Origin of the sequence: Streptomyces sp. NPDC005648 (assembly GCF_040605395.1) — a bacterium.
Lineage (GTDB): Bacteria > Actinomycetota > Actinomycetes > Streptomycetales > Streptomycetaceae > Streptomyces.
The window spans coordinates 79263-103348 of sequence record NZ_JBEXCS010000015.1; the positions used below are offsets into that span (position 1 = coordinate 79263).

At 70.3% G+C, this 24086-nt stretch carries 19 protein-coding genes and 1 tRNA gene; 11 read left to right on the forward strand and 9 right to left on the reverse strand.

Going from position 1 to position 24086, the window contains the following annotated elements; translation table 11 throughout:
* Positions 1-112 precede the first annotated feature (112 nt).
* The 4 genes from ABZT17_RS11680 to ABZT17_RS11695 all read left to right on the forward strand — a co-directional run bounded on the left by ABZT17_RS11680 (position 113) and on the right by ABZT17_RS11695 (position 4645).
* Positions 113-1384, forward strand: a complete 1272-nt coding sequence (locus ABZT17_RS11680; RefSeq protein WP_356346885.1) for an aspartate kinase — start codon at positions 113-115, stop codon at positions 1382-1384.
* On the forward strand, positions 1384-2460 hold the full coding sequence (locus ABZT17_RS11685; protein WP_356346887.1) for an aspartate-semialdehyde dehydrogenase: 1077 nt from the start codon (positions 1384-1386) through the stop codon (positions 2458-2460). Before ABZT17_RS11680 ends, ABZT17_RS11685 begins: the two co-directional genes overlap by 1 nt.
* 347 nt (positions 2461-2807) lie before the next feature.
* A complete protein-coding gene (locus ABZT17_RS11690; RefSeq protein WP_356346889.1) occupies positions 2808-3488 on the forward strand; it encodes a SigE family RNA polymerase sigma factor in 681 nt (226 codons plus the stop codon).
* Positions 3485-4645 (forward strand): hypothetical protein, encoded by a 1161-nt coding sequence (locus tag ABZT17_RS11695; RefSeq protein ID WP_356346891.1) that lies wholly within the window; start codon positions 3485-3487, stop codon positions 4643-4645. The genes ABZT17_RS11690 and ABZT17_RS11695 overlap by 4 nt, the downstream gene beginning before the upstream one ends.
* On the opposite strand, the gene ABZT17_RS11700 is transcribed toward ABZT17_RS11695, so the two are convergent.
* Together ABZT17_RS11700 and ABZT17_RS11705 are read right to left on the reverse strand one after the other, a co-directional pair.
* On the reverse strand, positions 4618-5409 hold the full coding sequence (locus ABZT17_RS11700) for an SURF1 family protein (RefSeq protein WP_356346893.1): 792 nt from the start codon (positions 5407-5409) through the stop codon (positions 4618-4620). The genes ABZT17_RS11695 and ABZT17_RS11700 overlap by 28 nt on opposite strands.
* A 46-nt stretch (positions 5410-5455) precedes the next feature.
* The gene (locus ABZT17_RS11705) at positions 5456-5830 is read right to left on the reverse strand and encodes a nuclear transport factor 2 family protein (RefSeq protein WP_356346895.1); all 375 of its coding nucleotides are present in this window, start codon (positions 5828-5830) and stop codon (positions 5456-5458) included.
* A 161-nt stretch (positions 5831-5991) separates the two neighbouring features.
* On the opposite strand from ABZT17_RS11705, the gene ABZT17_RS11710 reads away from it, so the two are divergent.
* Positions 5992-7806, forward strand: a complete 1815-nt coding sequence (locus ABZT17_RS11710) for a prolyl oligopeptidase family serine peptidase (RefSeq protein ID WP_356346897.1) — start codon at positions 5992-5994, stop codon at positions 7804-7806.
* A 24-nt stretch (positions 7807-7830) separates the two neighbouring features.
* On the opposite strand, the gene ABZT17_RS11715 is transcribed toward ABZT17_RS11710, so the two are convergent.
* Positions 7831-9765 carry an NAD-binding protein gene (locus ABZT17_RS11715; RefSeq protein WP_356347004.1) on the reverse strand — a complete coding sequence of 645 codons (1935 nt, stop codon included), beginning with the start codon at positions 9763-9765 and terminating at the stop codon, positions 7831-7833.
* Positions 9766-9959: 194 nt separating this feature from the next.
* On the opposite strand from ABZT17_RS11715, the gene ABZT17_RS11720 reads away from it, so the two are divergent.
* The 3 genes from ABZT17_RS11720 (at position 9960) to ABZT17_RS11730 (ending at position 14984) form a co-directional block, all read left to right on the forward strand.
* The gene (locus ABZT17_RS11720; RefSeq protein WP_356347006.1) at positions 9960-11084 is read left to right on the forward strand and encodes a permease; all 1125 of its coding nucleotides are present in this window, start codon (positions 9960-9962) and stop codon (positions 11082-11084) included.
* On the forward strand, positions 11081-11893 hold the full coding sequence (locus tag ABZT17_RS11725) for a TIGR03943 family protein (RefSeq protein WP_356346899.1): 813 nt from the start codon (positions 11081-11083) through the stop codon (positions 11891-11893). The genes ABZT17_RS11720 and ABZT17_RS11725 overlap by 4 nt, the downstream gene beginning before the upstream one ends.
* A 94-nt stretch (positions 11894-11987) precedes the next feature.
* Positions 11988-14984, forward strand: a complete 2997-nt coding sequence (locus ABZT17_RS11730) for a glycine--tRNA ligase (protein WP_356346901.1) — start codon at positions 11988-11990, stop codon at positions 14982-14984.
* A 136-nt stretch (positions 14985-15120) separates the two neighbouring features.
* On the opposite strand, the gene eno is transcribed toward ABZT17_RS11730, so the two are convergent.
* A complete protein-coding gene (gene eno / locus ABZT17_RS11735; RefSeq protein WP_356346904.1) occupies positions 15121-16404 on the reverse strand; it encodes a phosphopyruvate hydratase in 1284 nt (427 codons plus the stop codon).
* Positions 16405-16468: 64 nt separating this feature from the next.
* Between eno and ABZT17_RS11740 the strand changes: the two genes are divergently transcribed.
* Entirely contained in the window at positions 16469-17320 is an 852-nt protein-coding gene (locus tag ABZT17_RS11740) for a winged helix-turn-helix transcriptional regulator (RefSeq protein ID WP_356346907.1), read from the forward strand.
* Between the two features lie 497 nt (positions 17321-17817).
* On the opposite strand, the gene ABZT17_RS11745 is transcribed toward ABZT17_RS11740, so the two are convergent.
* The 3 genes from ABZT17_RS11745 to ABZT17_RS11755 all read right to left on the reverse strand — a co-directional run bounded on the left by ABZT17_RS11745 (position 17818) and on the right by ABZT17_RS11755 (position 19936).
* Positions 17818-17891: transfer RNA gene (locus ABZT17_RS11745), tRNA-Pro, on the reverse strand.
* Positions 17892-17947: 56 nt separating this feature from the next.
* Positions 17948-18745: a Pr6Pr family membrane protein gene (locus ABZT17_RS11750; RefSeq protein WP_356346910.1), complete on the reverse strand. Its 798-nt coding sequence runs from the start codon at positions 18743-18745 to the stop codon at positions 17948-17950.
* Between the two features lie 261 nt (positions 18746-19006).
* A complete protein-coding gene (locus tag ABZT17_RS11755; RefSeq protein WP_356346912.1) occupies positions 19007-19936 on the reverse strand; it encodes a metallophosphoesterase in 930 nt (309 codons plus the stop codon).
* 143 nt (positions 19937-20079) lie between these two features.
* Between ABZT17_RS11755 and ABZT17_RS11760 the strand changes: the two genes are divergently transcribed.
* Entirely contained in the window at positions 20080-20547 is a 468-nt protein-coding gene (locus tag ABZT17_RS11760) for a GatB/YqeY domain-containing protein (RefSeq protein WP_356346915.1), read from the forward strand.
* A gap of 127 nt (positions 20548-20674) precedes the next feature.
* Here ABZT17_RS11760 and ABZT17_RS11765 read toward each other — a convergent pair whose 3' ends face one another.
* Entirely contained in the window at positions 20675-21004 is a 330-nt protein-coding gene (locus ABZT17_RS11765; protein ID WP_356346918.1) for a hypothetical protein, read from the reverse strand.
* 54 nt (positions 21005-21058) lie between these two features.
* Complete coding sequence (locus tag ABZT17_RS11770) at positions 21059-23326, reverse strand: transglycosylase domain-containing protein (protein WP_356346920.1); 2268 nt, start codon at positions 23324-23326, stop codon at positions 21059-21061.
* 408 nt (positions 23327-23734) lie between these two features.
* Between ABZT17_RS11770 and wblA the strand changes: the two genes are divergently transcribed.
* Positions 23735-24073 (forward strand): transcriptional regulator WblA, encoded by a 339-nt coding sequence (gene wblA, locus ABZT17_RS11775; RefSeq protein WP_058924101.1) that lies wholly within the window; start codon positions 23735-23737, stop codon positions 24071-24073.
* Positions 24074-24086 lie beyond the last annotated feature (13 nt).

A 24086-nucleotide genomic window follows, 5' to 3' on the forward strand; every position in this document is an offset into this window, starting at 1 on the left:
CGCGGGCAGGGAGGTGGGGGAGCGTCCGGTCTCACCATGTGGTTCCACTCCGGTGGAATTCGGACGCTCGTTAAACTGAGCCGACATATACGGGACTGAGCGAGGAGCGCACGTGGGCCTTGTCGTGCAGAAGTACGGAGGCTCCTCCGTAGCCGATGCCGAGGGCATCAAGCGCGTCGCCAAGCGGATCGTGGAAGCCAAGAAGAACGGCAACCAGGTGGTTGTCGTGGTCTCCGCGATGGGCGACACGACGGACGAGCTGATCGATCTCGCCGAGCAGGTTTCTCCGATGCCTGCCGGCCGTGAGTTCGACATGCTGCTGACCGCCGGAGAGCGGATCTCCATGGCCCTGCTGGCCATGGCCATCAAAAACCTGGGCCACGAGGCCCAGTCGTTCACCGGCAGCCAGGCGGGCGTCATCACCGACTCCGTCCACAACAAAGCCCGGATCATCGATGTGACGCCCGGCCGTATCCGGGAGTCGCTGGACAAGGGCAACATCGCGATCGTCGCCGGGTTCCAGGGCGTCAGCCAGGACAAGAAGGACATCACCACCCTCGGCCGCGGGGGGTCCGACACCACCGCCGTCGCGCTGGCCGCCGCGCTGGACGCCGAGGTGTGCGAGATCTACACCGACGTGGACGGCGTGTTCACCGCCGACCCGCGCGTGGTGAAGAAGGCGAAGAAGATCGACTGGATCTCCTTCGAGGACATGCTGGAGCTCGCGGCCTCCGGCTCCAAGGTGCTGCTCCACCGCTGTGTGGAGTACGCCCGCCGCTACAACATCCCGATCCATGTCCGCTCCAGCTTCAGTGGGCTGCAGGGCACCTGGGTCAGCAGTGAGCCGATTGGGGACCAGAAGGTGGAGCAGGCCATCATCTCCGGTGTCGCGCACGACACCTCCGAGGCCAAGGTCACGGTCGTGGGCGTGCCGGACAAGCCGGGCGAGGCCGCCGTCATCTTCCGCGCGATCGCGGACGCCGAGATCAACATCGACATGATCGTGCAGAACGTGTCGGCCGCGTCCACGGGGCTGACCGACATCTCCTTCACCCTGCCCAAGACCGAGGGCCGCAAGGCCATCGACGCCCTGGAGCGGGCGAAGGTCGGCATCGGCTTCGACTCGCTGCGCTACGACGACCAGATCGGCAAGATCTCCCTGGTCGGCGCCGGTATGAAGACCAACCCGGGCGTCACCGCCGCGTTCTTCGAGGCGCTGTCCGACGCGGGCGTGAACATCGAGCTGATCTCGACCTCCGAGATCCGTATCTCGGTCGTCACCCGCGCCGACGACGTGCCGGACGCCGTGCGCGCCGTGCACAGCGCCTTCGGTCTGGACTCCGACAGTGACGAGGCCGTCGTCTACGGGGGCACGGGACGCTGATGGCCGGGACGGGGTCCGGGGCCGGACGGCCGACGCTCGCGGTCGTGGGCGCGACCGGAGCCGTCGGCACGGTCATGCTCCAGATCCTGTCCCAGCACGCGGACATCTGGGGCGAGATCCGTCTGATCGCCTCCCCGCGCTCGGCCGGCCGCAAGCTGACCGTGCGCGGCGAGGCGGTCGAGGTGGTGGCCCTGTCGGAGGAGGCCTTCGACGGGATCGACGTCGCCATGTTCGACGTACCCGACGAGGTGGCCGCGCACTGGGCGCCCGTCGCCGCAGCCAGGGGCGCGGTCGTGGTCGACAACTCCGGCGCCTTCCGGATGGACCCGGAGGTGCCGCTGGTCGTCCCCGAGGTCAATCCGCACTGCGCCCGGCGCCGGCCGCGCGGGATCATCGCCAACCCGAACTGCACGACCCTGTCCATGATCGTGGCGCTGGGCGCGCTGCACGCCGAGTTCGGGCTGCGTGAGCTGGTCGTCTCCTCGTACCAGGCGGTGAGCGGGGCCGGGCGCGCCGGGGTCGAGACGCTGCGGCAGCAGCTGTCGCTGGTGGCGGGCACCGAACTCGGGACACAGCCCGGTGACGTACGGCGGGCCGTCGGCGACAACACCGGGCCCTTCCCGGAGCCGGTCGCGCTGAACGTCGTACCGTGGGCCGGTTCTCCGCGGGCGGACGGGTGGTCGTCGGAGGAGATGAAGGTGCGGGACGAGTCCCGCAAGATCCTCGGGCTGCCCGGACTGCCCGTCGCTGTCACCTGTGTCCGGGTGCCGGTCGTCACCGTGCACTCGCTGACCGTCCACGCCCGCTTCGAGGGCGAGGTCACCGTCGGCAAGGCGCGCGAGATCCTGGCCACCGCGCCCGGTGTCGTCCTCTTCGACGATCCGGAGGCCGGGGAGTTCCCCACCCCGGCCGATGTCGTGGGCACCGATCCGACCTGGGTGGGCCGGGTGCGGCGGGCGCTCGATGATCCGACCGCGCTCGAACTCTTCGTCTGCGGCGACAACCTCCGCAAGGGGGCGGCCCTGAACACCGCGCAGATCGCGGAACTGGTCGCGGCGGAACTCGCGGGCCGCTGAACCGGCCGAGTTTGTAAGATCGGTCAACGAAATGTGAGCCGGTCGATGGTCCGGACCACTTGCTGCGGACACCCCTCGCGTCCGAAGATTTTCCTCCCCGTCCTGCGCAACCGCGTACAGGGCGGGGAGCGTCTTTGCGAACGCGCTTCAGGGGGCGTGCGGGGATGCGATACGAGATGTGGGGACATCTCGTCCATTCGGGACACAGGGGAAGAGCGGGTAGGCATGAGGGCGTTTGACGCACGGTCGGTTGTGCTGCCTGACATCAGACGGCCGCTTGCGGCACATGACGCAAAAGTGACGCTCGGCGCGTACAACCCTCCCGGGGGGCAGCGGGTCCAACTGGCGTGGCAGAGGTTCTCGACTTCCAAGCGGCGACCCGCGGTACGGCCCTACGGCCCCGCCCGTCGCTCCGGCCCCGCATGCCCGGCGCGTCCGGCGGCATGCCGGTGATCGCGCCCATGCCCGCAGCGCGGCCCGCCCGCATACCCAATCAGCGCGACGGGGCCGAGTACGCCGAGGACACCGCGGCGGCCGGCACCACCGTCGACCATCTCACCGAGACCTACCGCGCGCACTACCGCTCGCTGCTGGGTCTCGCCGCCCTTCTGCTCGACGACACCGCCTCCTGCGAGGACGTCGTCCAGGAGGCCTTCATCCGGGTGCACTCGGCGCGCAAACGTGTCCGGGACCCCGAGAAGACGCTCGCCTATCTGCGCCAGACGGTCGTCAACCTCTCCCGCTCCGCCCTGCGCCGCCGCATCCTCGGACTCAAGCTCCTGTCCAAGCCGATGCCCGACATGGCGAGCGCCGAGGAGGGCGCCTACGACCAGCTGGAGCGCGACTCCCTCATCAAGGCGATGAAGGGCCTGCAGCGCCGCCAGCGCGAGGTCCTCGTCCTGCGCTACTTCGCGGACATGACCGAGGCACAGGTCGCCGAGACGCTCGGCATATCGCTGGGCTCGGTGAAGGCGTACGGCTCCCGCGGGATCGCCGCCCTCCGGATCGCGATGGAGACGCCGGCATGAACCGGGACGCCCAGGGACCCGACTCCCACGACCGCCATGAGCCGTTCGCCTGGCGGGAGCCGACTGGACCGCAAGAGCAAGACCACACGCAATCGCACGCTGGGAACGGAACTGTGAACCACGGCCTCGACGACCAGAACCCCGGCGGGTTCGACTCGGACGAGCAAGCCCTGCGCAGGATGCTGCACCAGGCGGTGCAGACGGTCGAGCCGCGCGACGGCACGCTGGACCACCTGCGGCGGGCCGTGCCCGCCCGACGCGCCCGCAAACGGCAGGCGATGGTCGGCATGGCGGCCGCCGCGCTCTTCATCGGCACCGCCGTGCCGGCCCTCGTGCATGTCTCCAACTCCACCGGCTCCGACGTCAACCCGTCGATGGCGGGGCAGGCCTCCCAGGCCCAGGGCGGGGCGAGCCAGGGAAAAAACGCCGACGGCAGTGAGTCCACTGCCGGCGGCTCCTCCGGACAGTCCCAGGCCACCGACAAGGCCGGCGGCAAGGGGGACGGCAAGGGGAAGAACGGCGGCGCGTCGACGGCCGGCGGCACCGGCACCGACTCCGCGTCCACCCTCGCGGCGGCTCCCGTCTGTACGGCCTCGCAGCTCGGCTCGCCGACCGACACCCTGGGCTCGCCGGACGCCGGCGGCGCGGTGTACGGCACCTTCAGCATCGTCAACGTCTCCTCCACCTCCTGTACGGTCGGCGGCCCCGGCTCCGTGGCCTTCCAGGCGACGGGCGCGGCGGACGCCACCAAGATCAGCGTCAAGCGGCACGCGGCCGGGGACGCGGCGGCCTCGCTGCCCGACCCGTCCACCGAGGTCGCCTCGCTGGTGCTGGCGCCGGGCGCGTCCTACCAGGTCAAGTTCGCCTGGGTGCCCTCGGAGACCTGCCCCACCACCGGTGGCACGACCGGCGGCACGACGGACGGCGGCTCCACCCCCACACCGACGCCCACGCCGGACACCGGCACCACGGGGTCCACGTCCAGCGGCACGGACAGCGGTGTGACCACGCAGATGTTCACCGAGGACGGCGGCACGGCGGACGGCAGCGTGATCGTGTCCCACACCACGGAGGCGGGGTCGCCGACGGTCTCGGCGACGGTGTCCAACGCGTGTGCCGGGGTCGTCTACTACACCGGGGTGCTGGCCGGTTCCTGACCGGACTCGGCCAGCAGCCCCATCTCCGCGTCCCGCGCGAACTCGACCTCGCGGCGCAGCAGTCGGAACCACATGAAGACCACGAAGCCGGCGAAGACGAACCACTCACCGGTGTAGCCGAGGTTCTGGAACGCCTTCAGATCGAGACCGGAGTCGGCCGGTGCCGTAGCCGGCACGGCCGTCATCCCGGCGTCCGCCTTGTCCAAGGTGACCCACGCGTCGTACACGTCGTACGGCACGAGGTTCACCAGCGACGCCGAGCTGATCGCCGCCGTCTGGCCGGCCGGGAGACCGCCCTGGGCGCTCACCCCGTTGTCACCCGGTGTCTCGGACGCCTGCAGCGCGCCGGTGACGGTGACCTCGCCGGCCGGCGCGGCGGGCGCCCTGGCGGCATCCGCCGCGCCGGGCAGCCAGCCCCGCACCACGGGCAGCGCCTCGCCGCCGTCGGTGCGCAGCAGCGTCAGGACGTAGAAGCCGTTCCTGCCGTCGAGCGTGCGGTCCGGCACGAGCAGCTGCTTGCCGTACCGGCCGGTCGCGGTGACCTGCTTGCCGGACGTCCCCTTGTCCACCGGCAGCAGCTCCCGCAGCGGCCGGGCCGCCTCGTGCTTGCTCTCGGCGACCTGCTGGGTCGCGTCCCGATGGTCCTGCACCCGGCCCTCGAAGCGGCTCAGCTGCCATGACCCCATGAAGAGGCAGAACGGGATGGCGAGCAGCACGAAGACGTTGATCCCCCACCAACGGGGCGTCAGCAGAAACCGGTACACGCCATCCACGGTACGGGGCCGCCGCGGCGGGCCGGGCCGCGGGGGTTCAGTACCGCTCGGTGAGATGGTCCCGGCCGGCCGGGGGCTCGTAGGGCTCGGGCCAGAAATCGGTGACGGCGGATATACGGCCCTCCTCGTCCCCGGTGAAGAAGGAGATGCCGTACATCTCCTCCAGCCCGACCTTGAAGTGCACCCAGCTGACCACCTGTCCCGGCTCGGCGACCAGCCGCTCCGTCCGCAGATGCCAGTCGCCGGGGTACTCCCGGTTGAACTGGACGTACCGCACCCGGCCGCTGATGCGCTCGCGGGTCTGCGGGAGCGTGTAGAGGACGTCCTCGGCCAGGGTGTCGGCGAACGTGTCCCAGTCCCGGGCCTCGGCGGCGGCCCAGAACCTCTCGACGGTCCTGCGTAGATCGCTCATGCCGACGAGTCTGCACCCCGCCACTGACAATCGGCCCTGACCTGGAATCTCCCCCGTCCCCGGACTGCCTGGACGTGTGTTCGGTAAATCCCCGGTAGAAGTTATCCACAGGCTGAGGACCTCGCCAGCGCATTGTCCGTGAGGGCGGGCAGTATGGGGTCATGACTGAGAGCAACGGGTCCGCCGCCCCCAAGCGGAACGAAGAGATGCCGGACTGGGAGAAGCGCTTCAGGGCGCCCCGGGTGTCCCTGCCCGACTGGGCCGAGGACGCCCCCGACCGCTCCCTGTTCGTGTCGAACGCGACGGGGACGTACGAGTTGTATGCCTGGGACCGCTCGTCCGGTGAACAGCGGCAGGTGACGGACCGGCCCAACGGCACGACCGACGGCGTGCTCTCCCCGGACGGCGCGTGGATCTGGTGGTTCGACGACAAGGACGGCGACGAGTTCGGCGTCTGGCGCAGACAGCGCTTCGAGGGCGGACCGGACGACCTCGCCGCCCCGGGCCTGGACGCCTCCTACCCCGCGGGCCTTGCCATCGGCCGCGACGGCTCCACGGCGATCGTCGGCCGCTCGACCGACGAGGACGGTACGACGATCCACCTCGTCCGCGCCGGCGAGGACCCGGTGGAGATCTACCGGCACCGCGAGTCGGCCGGCGTCGGAGACCTCTCGCACGACGGCTCCCTGATCGCCGTCGAGCACACCGAGCACGGCGACGCGATGCACTCCGCGCTGCGCGTCCTGCGCCCCGACGGCACCGCGGTCGCCGAACTCGACGACACCAAGGGCGGTACCGAGGAGCTGGGCCTGGAGGTGCTGGGCTTCGCACCGGTCGACGGCGACACCCGGCTGCTCGTCGGCCACCAGCGCCGGGGGCGCTGGGAGCCGCTGGTGTGGGACGTGGCGAGCGGCGCGGAGAGCGACCTCGCCCTCGACCTGCCCGGAGACGTCAGCGCCGAGTGGTACCCGGACGGCACCGGCCTCCTGGTCGTGCACAGCTTCGAGGCCCGCAGCGAACTCTTCCGCTACGACCTCGCGAGCGGCGCGCTGGAGCGGGTGCCGACCCCGCCCGGTTCGGTCTCCGGCGCCACGGCCCGCCCCGACGGCAGCGTGGAGTACCTGTGGTCGTCGGCCGCCGAGCCGTCCGCGGTGCGCTCGACGACCGGAGAGGTCGTCCTGGACCCGCCCGGCCTGAAGTCCCCGGGCTCGGTGCCGGTGGAGGACGTGTGGGTGGAGGGGCCGGGCGGCCGTATCCACGCCCTGGTGCAGAAGCCGGCGGGCGCGAGCGGCCCCCTGCCCACGGTCTTCGACATCCACGGCGGCCCGACCTGGCACGACAGCGACGCCTTCGCGGCCGGCCCCGCCGCCTGGGTCGACCACGGGTACGCGGTGGTCCGCGTCAACTACCGCGGCTCGACGGGATACGGCCGTGCCTGGACGGACGCCCTGAAGCACCGGGTCGGCCTGATCGAGCTGGAGGACATCGAGGCGGTCCGCGCCTGGGCGGTGGACTCGGGCCTGGCCGACCCCGACCGCCTGGTCCTGACCGGCGGTTCCTGGGGCGGCTACCTCACCCTCCTCGGCCTCGGCACCCAGCCGGACGCGTGGACCCTGGGCATCGCGGCGGTTCCGGTCGCCGACTACGTCACGGCGTACCACGACGAGATGGAAGCGCTGAAGGCCATGGACCGCACGCTGCTGGGCGGTACCCCCGAGGAGGTCCCCGACCGCTTCGAGGCGTCCTCGCCGCTGACCTACGTCGACAAGGTCAAGGCCCCGGTCTACATCTCGGCCGGCGTCAACGACCCGCGCTGCCCGATCCGCCAGATCGAGAACTACGTGGAGCGGCTGAAGGACAGAGGCGCCGTCCACGAGGTGTACCGCTACGACGCCGGTCACGGATCGCTGGTGGTGGACGAGCGGATCAAGCAGGTACGGCTGGAACTGGAGTTCGCGGAGCGGCATTTGGGCTGACGACGGTCCGTTCTCGGCGCCCGTTCAGGGCCGATGCGGGGGGCTGGGGGCGGCAGCCCCTCGCAGCGTCTGCTGCGAGGGACGGCGCCCCAGCAGTTCGGCCAGCCCACGCCTCGTCGCGGCCAGGACCACCCGGTCCGTCCCCTTCAACACATAGGAGGAATCCAGGTCCCACACCAACCCCGCCCGCCCCCCGTCCTCGTACGCCTCCTCCGTGGCCGTCTCCTGACGATCCCGCCCGGTCGACCCGGCCGACCCCGCCGCCCCGGCCGACCGGTCCAGCGCCAGCACCCGCCACGCGCCCGCCCGGAACGTCTGCGCGACCGTCTTCCCCTCCAGCTGCGGATGCCCGCCCACATCCACCGCCGCGAACAGCAGCACCCGCCGCTCGACCGGGATCGCCCCCAGGATCTGCCGCCCCATCATCGCCCCGGCGAAGGCGGGAGCCGCCAGATGGGACACACTCCGGGACCGGGTGGACGCCCGCGGATGGGCGGCGCGCAGCGTGCGGTACACGGCGGTCGCGAAGTCGTCGTCGTACAGCCGCAGCACCACCCGTAGATCCGGCCGCACGGCACGGGCGTACAGCACGGCCTCCAGATTCGTCGTGTCGGCGCTGGTCACCGCCAGCAGCGCGTAGGCGCGGTGGATCTTGGCGGCCTCCAGGACACCCTCCTCGGTGACGTCACCGAGGACGACCGGCACCCGCAGCCGTCGGGCGGTGGCCAGCCCTCGGGCGTCGGGGTCGGACTCGACGCACACCACCGGAATGTCCAGTTCCCGCAGCCGGGTCAGCACCCGGGTGCCGATCTTGCCGAGCCCCAGGAGGACCACATGCCCGCCCAGCCCCCGAGGCGGTTTCCGCAGCGCGGACGCGGTGCGGAAGGTGCCGAGCGCTTCGAGCACCGCGGCCAGCAGCACCGGGAGCAGCAGCAACCCGACCAGTCCGGACAGGAGTTGGAGGATCTGGCGGCCGATGGGCTGCCCGATGGCCGGGTCGTCGATCGCGAAGAGGTCCAGCAGCGTCAGATAGAAGGCCTTCAGCGGATGGATGTCCGCCACCGCCGACAGCGCGACGGCCAGCGCGACCACACACGCCACCATGCCCGCCAGCGACCACCGCAGCCGTCGCGAGAACAGCGAGGCGAACGGTACGGCGCCGCGCGCGGGCGGCAGGGCGGGGCCGGTGTAGGAGACCTGTTCCAGCACGACGGTCCCGCGTCCGGTGGCGCCGCGTACCGTCTCCGCGTCGGGGAGCAGCGACGGCCCCTGCTCCTCGGCGAGTTCCGGGTCCACAGTGCCGGGCGGGTCGTTGCTGGAGAGGACCGCGAGGGTGGCGAGGCCCGGCTGGGCCACCTGTCCGGGACGCGGTGTGCGCTCCACCGCGCGCAGCAGCAGCCCGTCGGTCTGCACGACCTTGCTGGTGCCGGCGACGGCGGTGGCCACCAGTGCCGGCGCTGCCGTGTCGGCGTCGGACAGCACGGTCGTGGACGCGTCGAAGCCGTCGCCGCCGCCCGCGGCCAACGTGGCCGCCTGGTCGAGGAGTTCCTCGATGTGCTGGCCCAGGCGGCGGTTGTACAGGCGCAGGACGAGGCGGAGCCGGGGGTTGAGGCGGCGGGCGGTGAGAGCGGCGCGGATGTTGGTCTCGTCGTCGTCATAGACGAGGGCGAGGGCGGCGGCGCGTTCCACACCGGCGTCGGAGAGGACGGCGTCGGTCGCCTCGGCGGCCTCGATGATCTGCTGGGTGCCGACGGGTTCGGCGCCGTTGCCGCCGGCCCGGCCCACGGCCGCGGTCACCCGGTCGAGCAGTGCCGTCGTGGTCGCGCGGGCCCGGCCCACCACCGGGAGGCGGACGTTGCGCTCGGAGGGCGGTACGACGAGGGTGACCTGTTCGCCGTAGACACCGCGCAGTTCGGCGGCGAGACGGTGCGCCAGCCCGTCGTCCCCGCACACGACCATGTGCGCGTACCCCGCCGCACCGTCCGGCTGACCCTGATTCGGAACGCTCCCCACGAGGGGACAGACTGCCTCACCGGGACGGGTGGTTCCAGCAAAGAAACCGTATGGTCCTGAACATCCCCGGGCGGCCCGTCGTACGGACGGGAAGGGACAGCAGCGCCCCGACACAGCGCACCACCGGAGGTACCGAGCCTGTGGCCATCACCAAGCCGGCCCCCACGGGGGCGGACCGCCATGAGCCGGTGCGCACCGCGCCGGGACCGAAGCCCCCCGAGCCCCCTCGGACCGCCCACGAAATTCCGGCCCCACCGAAAGCCACGGACCCACCGGAGACCAGCAACTCGGTGGAGACCAAGGGTTCGGCGGACTCCAAGGAGTCGCGGTCCTCTCTCGTCCTGACCATGGTGCTGCTTCTGCTCGTGCTGCTGCAGGGCCCCATCCGCGGCGCCCTCTCCGCGCCCGTGATGCAGAGCTGGATGACGGTCTTCGTGGCGGTGCTGGTGCAGGCGCTGCCCTTCCTGGTGCTCGGCGTCCTGCTCTCGGCGGCGATCGCGGTGTTCGTGCCGCCGGCGTTCTTCGCGCGCGCCCTGCCCAGCCGGCCCGCCCTCGCGGTGCCGGTCGCCGGGATGGCGGGCGCGATGCTGCCGGGCTGCGAGTGCGCGTCGGTGCCGGTGGCCGGGGCGTTGGTACGCCGGGGCGTGACCCCCGCGGCGGCCCTCGCCTTCCTTCTGTCCGCCCCGGCGATCAACCCGATCGTGCTGACGGCGACCGCGGTGGCCTTCCCCCGCAACCCCGAGATGGTCGTGGGCCGTTTCGTCGCCAGTCTGCTCGTGTCGTGCGTGATGGGCTGGCTGTGGCAGCGCCTCGGCCGCACGGACTGGCTGCGCACACCGGAACGCTCCCACTACGAGGGCCCCAGCAAGGGCGCCGCCTTCTGGAACTCGGTGCGGCACGACGTGATGCACGCGGGCGGTTTCCTGGTGGTGGGCGCGATGGCCGCCGCGACGCTCAAGGCCGTGGCCCCGGCGAGCTGGCTGCGTACGGCGGCGCAGAACCCGCTGGTGGCGATCCTGGCGCTCGCCGTCCTGGCGGTCCTGCTGTCGATCTGCTCGGAGGCGGACGCGTTCGTGGCGGCGTCCCTGACCCAGTTCTCGCTGACGGCCAAGCTGGCGTTCCTGGTGGTGGGCCCGATGATCGACCTCAAGCTGTTCGCGATGCAGGCCGGCACCTTCGGCCGCGGCTTCGCCCTGCGCTTCGCTCCCGCCACCTTCTGCCTCGCCATCGCGGGCGCGGTCCTGACCGGGGCGGTGCTCCTGTGAACCGGCAGGCCCAGGCGGCGATCCTGTTCCTCACCGGCGCGGCCCTGCTGCACGCCGGTTTCACCAACCTCTATCTGCGCTACGTCAAGGCCGGACTGCAGCCGCTGCTGCTGGCCTCCGGCGCGGTACTGATCGTGACGGCACTGACGACGGTCTGGTACGAGTGGCGAGGCCGCAGGAACGCGGATGCCGCGGACCTTGCTCATGGAGGGGGGCATGACCACGGAGGGGCCCAGGACCATGGACAGGCTCAGGATCATGGGGAGGGGCACGTCCACGGGGACGAACACGGGCATGTCCACCGTGAACCCCGTATCTCCTGGCTCCTCGTCCTCCCCCTCCTCGCCCTGATCCTCGTCGCCCCGCCCGCCCTCGGCTCGTACAGCGCGATGCGGACCGGTACGGCCCTGCAGCAGCCGTACGGCTACAACAAGCTGCCGGCCCGCGGTCCCCTCGATCTGAACGTGGTCGACTACGCGACCCGGGCCGTCTACGACCACGGCCGCTCCATAGCGGGCCGTCCGATCAGGATCACCGGCTTCGTCGCCCTCGACCGCGCGGGCGCCCCGTACCTGGTCCGCATGGCGCTCAACTGCTGTGCGGCGGACGCCCAGCCGGTCAAGATCGCGCTCACCGGCAAGATCCCGCCCGTCCTGGAGCCCGACAAGTGGCTTGAGGTCACCGGGACCTACACCGCCCGGCGGACCAAGGACCCGGTCAACAACGGCCCCATCCCGTACTTCCAGGTGACGTCCGCCTCCCCGGTGCCGACGCCGAAGGACCCGTACGACGAGAGCTGGAACAACTGACGCGCCTTTGTACAGTGATGCGCCTTTGTACAGAGCTGTCCACGGCGAGAAACGCCAGGTCACGGAAGTCGGCGCTATGACATCATGACGCCCCATGACGACCGGCCAGACCCCGTTGACCATGCAGGACGCCATCCTCACGCTCCAGAACTACTGGAGCGCCAACGGCTGCATGATCACGCAGCCGTTGAACACGGAGGTCGGCGCGGGTACGGCGAACCCCTCCACGGCCCTCAGGGTGATCGGCCCCGAGCCGTGGAGCGTGGCCTACGTCGAGCCCAGCGTGCGGCCCGACGACTCCCGCTACGGCGAGAACCCGAACCGCCTGCAGACGCACACCCAGTTCCAGGTGATCCTCAAGCCGGACCCGGGCAACCCGCAGGAGCTGTACCTCGGCAGCCTCCGGGCCCTCGGGGTCGACCTGACCGCGCACGACATCCGGTTCGTCGAGGACAACTGGGCCTCGCCCGCGCTCGGCGCCTGGGGCCTGGGCTGGGAGGTGTGGCTGGACGGCATGGAGATCACCCAGTTCACCTACTTCCAGCAGGTCGGCGGCGTCTCCCTGAACCCGGTGTCGGTCGAGATCACCTACGGCCTCGAACGCATCCTGATGAACCTCCAGGGCGTCTCCCACTTCAAGGACATCGTCTACGCGCCCGGCATCACCTACGGCGAGGTGTTCGGCCAGAACGAGTACGAGATGAGCCGCTACTACCTCGACGACGCCGACGTGGACACCAACCACCGGCTCTTCGAGGCGTACGCGGCCGAGGCGCGGCGCCTGCTGGACCTCGAACTCCCGGTCCCGGCCTACCTCTACGTCCTCAAGTGCAGCCACACCTTCAACGTGCTGGACGCGCGCGGAGCGATCAGCACCACCGAGCGCGCCAAGTCGTTCTCCCTGATGCGCGGTCTCACCCATGAGTCGGCCAAGCTGTGGGCACAGCGCCGCACGGACCTCGGCCACCCGCTCGGCGTGACCCCGGACCCGGCCCCGGCGGTGCGGGCCGCGCTGCCGGCCATGTCCCGCCCCGAGACACTGCTGTTCGAGATCGGCCTGGAGGAACTTCCGTACGCCGACGTGGTCACCACTACCGAGGCGGTACGGGAGTCGATCACCGGCAAGCTCGCCGCCACCCGCCTCAAGCACGGGAACATCACCGTGATGGCCACCCCGCGCCGGGTCGTCGTCACGGTCGAGGCGGTGCAACCGCGCGAGGCGGACACCGAGAAGACGGTACGGGGCCCGAAGGCGGCCGCCGCCTACAAGGAGGGCGCTCCGACGCAGGCCCTGCTGGGCTTCGCCCGCAGCCAGGGCGTCCAGCCGGAGGCCGTACGGACCGTCCAGGTCAAGGGCGTCGAGTACGTGGCGGTCACCCGCGAGGAGCCGGGCCGCCCGGCGCCCGAGGTGCTCAGCGACCTGCTCTCGGAGGTGGTCTCCGGGCTGCGGGCCTCCCGCAACATGCGCTGGAGCGACCCGAACCTCTCCTTCTCCCGCCCGGTCCGCTGGCTGCTCGCCCTGCTGGGCCGCACCCCGCTCCCCGTGACGGTCTCCGCGCTCGTCTCCGGCACCACCACCCGCGTCCACCGCACCGCGGCCGACCCGGTGGTCCAGGTGACGACGGCGGAGGGCTACTCCCACTTCCTGCGGATGCACGGCATCGTGCTGGAGCGGGAGGTCCGCCTCGACGCCGTCGTACGCGGCGCGGAACGGCTGGCCGTCGAGGCCGGGGGCCGTATCGACGCCGAGGCCCAGGCCGGGCTGATCGACGAGATCACCGACATCCTGGAGTTCCCGCACCCGGTCCTCGGCTCCTTCGAGGAGCGCTATCTCGATCTGCCCGCGAGCGTCCTGACCACGGTCATGCGCAAGCACCAGCGCTATCTGCCGGTGCTGGCGGCGGACGACCGTCTGATGCCGTACTTCATCACCTTCGCCAACGGCGCCTGCGACGACGACGTGGTGCGGGCGGGCAACGAGGCGGTGCTGCGGGCGCGTTACGAGGACGCGGCCTTCTTCTGGCGGGCCGATCTGAAGGTGGCGCCGGCCGAGTTCCGGGGACGGCTCGACCAGCTGACCTTCGAGGACCGGCTGGGCACGGTGGCGGACCGCGCCACCCGCATCGCGGCACTCGCCCTCGAACTCGCCTCCGCCGCAGGACTGCCGGAGGACACCCTGGCCACCGTCCGCCGGGCCGGTGAACTGGCGAAGTTCGATCTGGCCTCGCAGATGGTCGTCGAGTTCTCCGGGCTCGCGGGGGTGATGGCGGAGGAGTACGCCCGTCGCGCCGGTGAACCGGAGGCGGTGGCCCGCGCGCTGGCCGAGATGGAGATGCCACGGGCTGCGGGCGGCGCGCTGCCCACGTCCGAGGCGGGCGCGATCCTCTCCCTCGCGGACCGGTTCGACCTGGTCACGGGCATGTTCGTGATCGGCGCCGTGCCGACGGGAAGCTCCGACCCGTACGGGGTGCGCAGGGCCGCCATCGGCCTCGTCAACGTTCTGCGCGCGGCGCCCGCGACCGCCGGCCTCGCGGTGACCGACGGCCTGCGCGCGGCGGCCGCCCGCTACGCGGCCCAGGGCATCGAGGTCCCGGCAGAACGCCTCACCGAGGCCGCCGAGCTGATCGCCCGCCGCTATGAGCAGCAGCTGGTGGACGCGGGCCACGAACACCGACTGGTGCAGGCCGTACGGGTGTGGGCGGACCGCCCGGCACAGGGCGACCGCGTCCTGGCGGCGCTCGAACGGCACGTGGACTCCGAGGAGTTCACGGCCCTGGTGGCGGCCCTGCAGCGGGTGGTGCGGATCCTCCCGGAGGAACCGGCGAAGGACGCCGACCGCACCCTCCTCACGGCCCCCGCCGAACTGGCCCTCGCCGAGGCCACCGACTCCGTCCGCCAGACCCTCCAGGGCCAGGAGGACGACCTCACCGCGCTGGTGCAGGCATCCGCCCCGCTGGTCACGGCGATCGACGCGTTCTTCGAGGGCGTACTGGTCATGGACCCGGACCTGGAGGTCCGCGCGGCCAGGCTGACCCTGCTCTCCGACGTGGCCCGACTCGTCAACGACACGCTCCAGTGGAGCGCCCTGTGAAAACGCCACCCGGACCGCTGACCGACGACGGCTGCACGCCCTGCTTTTCAGGGGGCGCGGGGAACTGCGCGACCAGCCCCCACCCACCAGCCCCCACCCACCCGCACTCGCCCAACAACCCCTCACCGCACCCCCGCTACCCCCGCAACCCCAACACCTCTCGCCCCGCGTACCGAGCCTGCGCCCCCAACTCCTCCTCGATCCGCACAAGCTGGTTGTACTTGGCAGTCCGGTCCGCCCGGGACAACGACCCCGTCTTGATCTGCCCACACCCCGTCGCGACGGCGAGATCGGCAATAGTGGTGTCCTCGGTCTCACCGGAACGGTGGGACATGACGACGGTGTACCCGGCACGATGCGCCGTGCCCACGGTCGCCAGCGTCTCCGTCAGGGTGCCGATCTGATTGACCTTCACCAGGACGGAGTTGGCGACGCCGTCGCGGATCCCGGCCCGCAGCAGGGTCTCGTTGGTGCAGAAGACATCGTCACCGGTGAGCTGGCAGCGCCCCCCGAGGCGCCCCGTCAGCTCCCGCCAGCCCTCGTGGTCGTCCTCGGCCATCGGATCCTCGATGGAGGCGACGGGATAACGGTCGACGAGGGCGGCGAGATAGTCGATGTGTTCGGCGGGGGTACGGCGTACTCCCTCGCCCGCGTAGTCGTACACCCCGTCACGGAAGAACTCCGACGTGGCCGGGTCCATGACGAGGGTGATGTCGGTGCCGGGCTTGTACCCGGTCTGCTCGATGGCCCGTACGACGAAGTCCAACGCCTCGTCCGCCGTGCGCAGATCGGGTGCGAAGCCGCCCTCGTCGCCGACGTTCACGCTGTGGCCGGCGGCGAGCAGGTTCCGGCGCAGGGTGTGGAAGACCTCGGACCCCATACGGACGGCCTCGGCGAAGGTGGCCGCGCCGACCGGCGCGATCATGAACTCCTGGAAGTCGAGCGGATTGTCGGCGTGGGCACCGCCGTTGACGATGTTCATCATCGGCACCGGGAGGAGACGGGCGTCGACCCCGCCGACGTAGCGGTACAGGGGGAGGCGGTGCGCTGCAGCGGCGGCCTTGGCGGTGGCGAGGGAGACGCCGAGGAGGGCGTTGGCGCCGAGCCGCGACTTGGTGTCGGTGCCGTCCAGTTCGATCATCGTGCGGTCCACGGTCGCCTGGTCCTCGGCGTCGAGCCCGATCACGGCGTCCGCGATGCTCTCGTTCACGGCGTCGACGGCCCGTCGAACTCCCTTGCCGTGGTAGCGGGTCGGATCGCCGTCCCGCAGTTCGACCGCTTCGCGGGCCCCGGTGGAGGCCCCGGAGGGGACGGCCGCGCGACCGAGCGACCCGTCCCTGAGTTCGACGTCCACCTCGACGGTCGGATTCCCCCGGCTGTCGATGATCTCCCGTGCGACGACCCGGCTGATGACGGTCACGCTGTCACTCCTAAGTTCATTAATGAAACAAAGTGAGTCCCGAAAAGGAACTTACTATGGGCGCATGAGGATGCACAACGCCGACGAGACCTGCGGCATCGCCCAGGCCGCCCTGGTCCTGGGCGACTGGTGGAATGTCCTGGTGCTGCGCGAGATCGCCCGCGGCCATGTCCGCTTCGACGCCCTCGCCTCCGAGATCGGCCTGTCGCGAAAGGTGCTGACCGAGCGCCTGGGCCGCCTGGTCGCGAGCGGAGTCCTGAGCCGCAGCCTCTACCAGCGCCGCCCGGTGCGCTACGAGTACCTGCTGACCGACGCGGGGGTGGCCCTGTTGCCTTTGCTGGTCGCGATGCAGGACTGGGGCGACCGTTGGCTGCTGGGGGACGGCACCCTGACGGCAACGGCGGAGGCGGACGGAGCGGAACACGCCCGGGTGCACAGCCTGGTGGGCAACCGCCTGCCTTCCGACCTCGAACTCCCGGGCCCCGAAGGCAAGTCACTGCCGATCGCCCCACCGGAGTCGACCGCCACGGTCCTCTTCACCTACCCCGGCACGGGAGTCGAGTGGGGCCCGATCCCGGGAGCGGCGGGCTGCACCCTGGAACACCGCCTCTTCACGGACGCCTGGCCGGACTTCCGCCGAGCAGGCGTGGCGCTACGCGGCGTCAGCACCCAACTCCCGTACGAACAGGCGGAGTTCATCCAGGCCGAGAACATCCCCTACCCCCTCCTCTCCGACACCACCCACAAACTGACCGCCGCCCTGAGGCTCCCCACGTTCCGCGCCGCGGACCGCCTCCGCCACAAACGCCTGATCCTGATCATCGACGCCACCCAGACAGTCCGCCACGCGCTGTTCCCGATCGAGGACATACGGAGGGCGGTGGAGGAGAGCCTCCGCCTGGCATCCGAGGCATGAGATCGCGTATGCGAAACACCTCAGGGATCTGACGCCGCGCTCGTTCGGGAAGTAGCGGCCCGCGCCCCAGCCATACGATCCGCTCATCCGCTCATCCGTAGAACGGTTGGCGAGACGGCGGGGGCCAGGAACGTGGGCGGCATTTCTCGCCTGCGGCGGCGGCTCCGGTGCCCGGCGCCGGTTGGCATACGGAGTCGGAGTCGGGCACCCTGTCGGTTGGCAGGGAGACCCCGGTGCTTGAAGCTATGCGGGAGCAGCCGGTCCGGGTGATGGCTGTGCTCCAGGTAGAAGTGCCCCGTCGCAATGTCCGACGTGACGGGGTCGGCTCCGGCCCCGATGCGGGTGACCAGTGCGAACTGCCCGTCATTTGACGGAGACCATCGGAGCGTGTCGATCGTTGGAAGTCGGCTCCCCAATTGCTCCCGAAGCGGGGCCCGCAACACAGGTCAGGCCCGGCGCTGATCTCTCAGCGCCGGGCCTGACCCGTGTTACGACTGTCGGGGTGGCGGGATTTGAACCCACGACCTCTTCGTCCCGAACGAAGCGCGCTGCCAAGCTGCGCTACACCCCGATGTCGCTGCGCTTCACAGTCCGTATGGCCTGCTTGTCGTGGCGACGTCGTTTACTTTAGCCCACCGGTGGCTGTAGACGAAATCCGGTTTTCGCGCGGTGATGGACGCGGTGGCGGACGGGGTTCGGGCGGGCGTGGTCGATGGCGATCAGGAGGACCGCGAGGGCGTAGAAGGCGAGGCCGAGGAGGAGGGCGTTGCCCAGAACGCTCTTGTAGCCGTGCAGGTCGACGTCCAGGAAGGGGTAGAGGTAGCGCCCCGGCGTGCCGGGGACGATCAGTTCGCCTCGGACGAAGGAGAACGCCAGGTAGGCCAGGGGATAGAGCAGCCACGGCGCCGCCTGGCGGAGGTGCAGGCGACCGGGGGCCGTCAGGAGCAGCCAGTCCAGCGCCGCCGCGATCGGCACCGCCGTGTGCAGCACCTGGTTGGTGACCCAGTGCCAGCCGGTCGGCGGGGTCGTCCCACCGGTCATGGAGAACGGCGTGGACGCCTTGGCCAGCAGCAGGTGGTACACCAGGGCCGTGATCGTGATGTAGAGGAGCGTCGCGCCGGTCAGTGTCGAGGAGAGGGGGCGCCGGGCCGTCCACGCCCGGCGTGCCGACGCCGCGAAGACCAGCGCCAGCAGCACGTTGCTCTGGATCGTGAAGTAGCTCAGCACCCGTACCGGGCTGCCCAGCAGCAGATCGATCGTCACCGCCCCTGCCGCCGCCAGGGCGACCAGCAGGCGGAAGATCGCGGTCAGGGGGCGTCGTACGGGGGCCACCACCGCCGTGGCGGGGACGGGAGAGGGCAGCAGCGCGGGCACGCCCGGGACCGCGGGGAGGTCCGGGATGTCCCTGGGTATCGGGGCGGTCATGACCCCAAGGTAGACATAGGGGGCATATCGGGCGAGGCGGGCGAGCCGTGCGGGTTAATCGTGGGGGCGACCCGTGCGGGTTGATCGTGCGGTTCTGTGGCCCCACGGCTAGAGCGGACACCCCGGCAACGCTCGGCATCCGGCATGCAGCGCAAACGACCCGCCCCCGCGCCCCACGACTACGGTCATCGCGTGCGCCGGCGCTCGCGGCTACGGTCGTCGCCGCCCCCTATTGCCGGGCCTGGGCCTACTCCCCGCCCCTCACTTCCCCCGCCCCACCAACGTCAACAACGTCACCTCAGGCGGACAGGCGAACCGCACCGGTGTGAAGCGGTTCGTGCCGCAGCCCGCTGATACGTGGAGGTACGACGTCCGACCCTCCGCCGTGTGCCGTGACAGCCCCTTCACCCTTTCCGTGTCCAGGTCGCAGTTGGTGACCAGAGCGCCGTAGAAAGGGATGCAGAGCTGGCCGCCGTGGGTGTGGCCGGCGAGGATCAGGGGGTAGCCGTCGGCCGCGTACGAGTCCAGGACGCGTAGATACGGCGCGTGCACGACCCCCATCGAGAAGTCCGACGATCCGGACGGACCACCCGCCACCTCGTGGTACCGGTCGCGCTTGATGTGCGGGTCGTCCAGGCCGGTCAGCTCCACCGACGCGCCCTCGATCTTCAGCGTGCCCCGCGTGTTCGTCAGGTTGAGCCAGCCCGCCGCGTCGAAGCCGTCCCGCAGGTCCTCCCACGGGTTGTGGATCGCGCCGACGACCGGCGGGTTGCCGTTCAGACCATGGCGGCCGACGGCCTTCTCCACCAGGTAGCGGGCCGGGTTGCGGAACCGGGGGCCGTAGTAGTCGTTCGAGCCGAAGACATACGCGCCGGGGAACTCCATCAGCGGGCCCAGCGCGTCCAGGACCTCCGGAACGCCCTCGGGGTCGGACAGGTTGTCGCCCGTGTTGATCACGAAGTCGGGGCGCAGCCCGGCCAGCGAGCGCAGCCAGCGCTGCTTCTTGCGCTGGCCGCTCACCATGTGGATGTCGGAGACCTGCAGGACACGCAGCGGGCGCATCCCGTCGGGGAGGACGGGGACCGTCACCCGTCGCAGCCGGAAGGAACGGGCCTCGAAACCCGCCGCGTAAGCCACACCGGCGGCGCCGGCCGCCGCGATCCCCAGAGGTACTCCGTATCGAGCGCGCATACTTCCATCGTGTCAGACCGGACAGGGCCCCCGAGCCCCACGGTCCCTCAAAACAGGGGCAGGGGCCTCTGCCACACCACCCCTCAGGTCCCGCCCGTAAATCGGCGGGCATCGGCCCATCCGCACCTGCGACAATCAAACCCATGACCACCACGCTCAAGTCGAAGCTGCAGGAAGACCTCAACGCCGCGATCAAGGAGCGCAACGAGCTCCGCTCCTCGACGCTCCGGCTGACGCTCGCCGCGATCACCAAGGAGGAGGTCGCGGGCAAGACGAAGCGCGAACTCTCCGACGACGAGGTGCTCACGGTGATCGGCAAGGAGGCGAAGAAGCGTCGCGAGGCGGCTGACGCCTTCGCGCAGGGTGGTCGCGCCGAGAGCGCCGAGCGGGAGAAGGCGGAGGGCGAGGTGCTCGCCGAGTACCTGCCCAAGCAGCTGAGCGACGAGGAGCTGGGCGGGATCGTCGCCGCCGCCGTCGAGGAGGCGAAGGCCGCGGGTGCCGAGGGGCCGCGGGCCATGGGCGCCGTCATGAAGATCGTGAACCCGAAGGTGGCCGGCCTGGCCGAGGGCGGGCGTGTCGCCGCCGCGGTGAAGAAGCAGTTGGCCGACTGAGGGACTACTACGCCGACTGCTCGGCCAATACGGCAACTGGTCGGCCGTACGGCAACTGATCGGCCATACGGCAACTGATCAGCTATACGACGACTGTGACACAGCCGTACGGCAACCGGGCCCGCTCTCAGGCCGACATTCGCACCCCGCCCCGGCTCCCTCGAGCACCCTCCGCCCCGCCCCTTCCCTCAAGCCCCGTCGCCGCCACCGCCGTACAAGACTCGCCCGCCCCATGCGCCACGACGCGGACCTGTCCTCGCTTGGCCGCCGTCGTCGGGAGGCCGACCGTGAAGCAGCGGTCGGCCATGGTCTGGGCGGGGCCGAGGAGGGAGGCGGAGCGCCGGTAGAGGCGGGAGAAGCGGACGACGGCCCGCGTACGGCTGTCCGCCTCGCGGAGCCCGAACAACAGGCCGTTGCCGTGCCCGTTGCCCGTCTCCGTCGCGAGGACCTGCTCCACGTCCTCGCGTGACAGTGTGCCGTCCGCATCAGGTCCGCTCGTGCCGGAGGGCGACTAGCCCCTGCGGCCGCCGTTCCCGTTGCCGTTCCCGTTGCTCGTGCCCTGGAACAGGTTGTCCGGGAAGGAGAAGGTGGGGGACGGGAAGCCGGTGCCGGCCGTGTCGTTGCCGCCGTTGGTCAGGCCGCCGTCGGTGTTGCCGTTGTTGCCGCCGTTGTTGCCGTCGTCGTTGCCGTTCCCCTTGCCCTTGTTGCCGTCGGGGATGTTGACGAGGTTGAACTGCTCCACCGGCCTGCCGTCGAGGGCGCCGGTCATCATGTCGCGCCAGATCGGGCCCGGGACCTGACCGCCGTAGACCTTCTCGTTCCAGACGCCGCCGATGCTGATGTTCTTCATCTGGCGCTTGTGGGACGGGTCGCCGACCCAGACAGCGCCCGCCATGTTCGGGGTGAAGCCGACGAACCAGGCGGCGTAGCGGTTGTCCGTGGTACCGGTCTTACCGGCGCTCGGGCGGTCGCTGAGGCCGGCCTGCTGACCGGTACCGTCCTCGACCACGCCCTTGAGCAGCGTCGTCACGGTGTCGGCGGTCTTCTCCGACATCGCGCGCGAGCAGGTCGACTTCGGGACTTCCAGGGACTTCGTCTTGTCGCCGATCCGCTGGCTGATGGACTCGATGGCGACCGGCGTGCAGTACATGCCGCGCGAGGCGAAGGTCGCGTACGCGTTCGCCATCGTCAGCGGTGACATCTCCTGGGTGCCGAGCGCGATGGAGGGCGCCTGCCGCATCTTCGCGCCGTCCGCGCGCTCCACGCCCATCTTCTTGGCCATCTCGATGACCGGGCAGATACCGATGTCGCTGATCAGCTGCACGTAGTAGGTGTTGACCGACTTCGCCGTCGCCTGCTTCATGCTGTACGGCCCGTGCTCCGACTCGCTCTCGTTCGTGAGCTCGGTCGGCTTGTACGGGTCGTCCCGCCACTGCTTGCCGTCACAGATGGAGACCGGGCTCGGGTAGTTCATCTTGTACGGCGAGGAGTACGACTGGGTCGCCGGTGTGCCGCCCTCGATGGCGGCCGCGGCCACGATCGGCTTGAACGTCGAACCGGGCTGGTAGCCCGCGCCGCCGCCCGAGGCCTGGTTCACCGACAGGTTGATCTGCGTCTCGTGCTTCCCGAAGCCGTACGGCCGCGACTGGCCCATCGCGAGGATCTTGCCGGTGCCGGGCTCGACGATGGTCGCGGCCGTGGCCACGGCGTCGGTCTTGTAGACGTGCTCCTTGATCGACGCCTGGACCGACTTCTGGGACTGCGGGTCGAGGGTGGTACGGATCGTCAGACCGCCCTGGTTCCAGACCTTGGCCCGAGCCTCCCTGGTCTTGCCGAAGATCGGGTCGGTGAGGAAGACCTCGCGGACGTAGTCGCAGAAGAACCCGGCGCCCTTCACGGCGGTGATGCAGCCGTTCTTCGGCTGGCTCGGGTTCAGGCCCAGCGGTGTCTTCTTGGCCGTGTCGGCCTCCGCCTGGGAGATGTCGCCGAGGTCCGCCATGCGCTGCAGCACGACGTTACGGCGCTTGGTGGCCTCCGTGGCGTCGTTGACCGGGTCGTAGCGGCTCGGGGACTGGACGATGCCCGCCAGCAGGGCCGCCTGCTGGACGTTGAGGTCCTTGGCGTGCTTGGAGAAGTAGCGCTGGGAGGCGGCCTCGACACCGTAGGCCTGCTCGCCGAAGAACGTGATGTTCAGGTAGTTCTCGAGGATCTTCTTCTTGCCGAGCTCTTCCTCGAGCTGGATCGCGTACTTCAGCTCCTTGATCTTGCGGCCGATCGTCTGCTGGGTGGCCTCGGCGACCTTCGTCGGGTCGTCGCCGGCCTCCTCGATCGCGACGTTCTTCACGAGCTGCTGGGTGAGCGTGGAGGCGCCCTGGGACACCCCGCCGCTCTGCGCGTTCTTGTTGAGGGCGCGCAGGACGCCCTTCAGGTCGATCGCGCCGTGCTTGTAGAAGCGCGCGTCCTCGATCGCGACGATCGCCTTCTGCATGTACGGCGACATGTCCTTGAGGGGGACGACCGTACGGTCGCGCGAGTACACCGTTGCGATCTGGCCGCCGTCGGCGTCGAGGATGGTGGTGCGCTGGCTCAGCGGCGGCGTCTTGAGGTTGGCCGGGAGCTCGTCGAAGCTCTCCACCGACCCCTTGGCCGCCAGGCCGAGCGCGCCGAAGGCGGGCAGCGCGATCCCGGCCATGACGGCACCGGCGAGCACACTGACACCGAGGAACTTGGCGGCCTGCTGAGTTGAGGACAGACCACCGCCCGAGCGCTTCTTTGGCATGAGGGCAGCCTACGTTCTCAATCGCCGGACACGCGTATATGCCTTGGCCTAAGCTGCTCTCAACTGTCACAGCAGTAGGACCACGTATCAATACGTCCGGCGACCCCGAATCGTTCCGGAGGTTCCCCGATTTTTTTGAGGGGGACGTGTCCGAATCCGCCTTGTGTGTCGGGTGGTGTCCGTTGTGACTCCATGGAACTGTCCCGGTTTGCCGGGAAAGTCACGCATGTCGCCAGCTCACTCCCCCGGGTGATCTGCCGCTTACGCATAGTCCGTTCGGGCCATTCAAGATTGGGCCCGCTGGGGGTGTTGCGCTGTGCCCACCTTCCGTAACGTCCTCAACTGGCGGCGGTGAATATGCCGCTGCCGCCGTGGGGGAGCCTCGATTCGGGAGAGGACGGCGCCGGTATGGGCTGGGTAACCGACTGGAGTGCGCAGGCCGCCTGCCGCACTACCGATCCGGATGAACTGTTCGTTCAGGGAGCAGCGCAGAACAGGGCCAAGGCGGTGTGCACCGGATGTCCGGTACGCACCGAATGCCTGGCTGACGCGCTGGACAATCGCGTCGAGTTCGGCGTGTGGGGAGGCATGACGGAGCGGGAGCGCCGCGCACTGCTGCGCAGGCGGCCCACCGTGACCTCCTGGCGCCGGCTCCTTGAGACGGCTCGGGTGGAATACGAACGCGGCGTGGGCATCCTGCCGCTCGACGACGACGAGGTGTACGAGAACTACGCGGCGGTGAGCTGAGGGCACCCCTCGG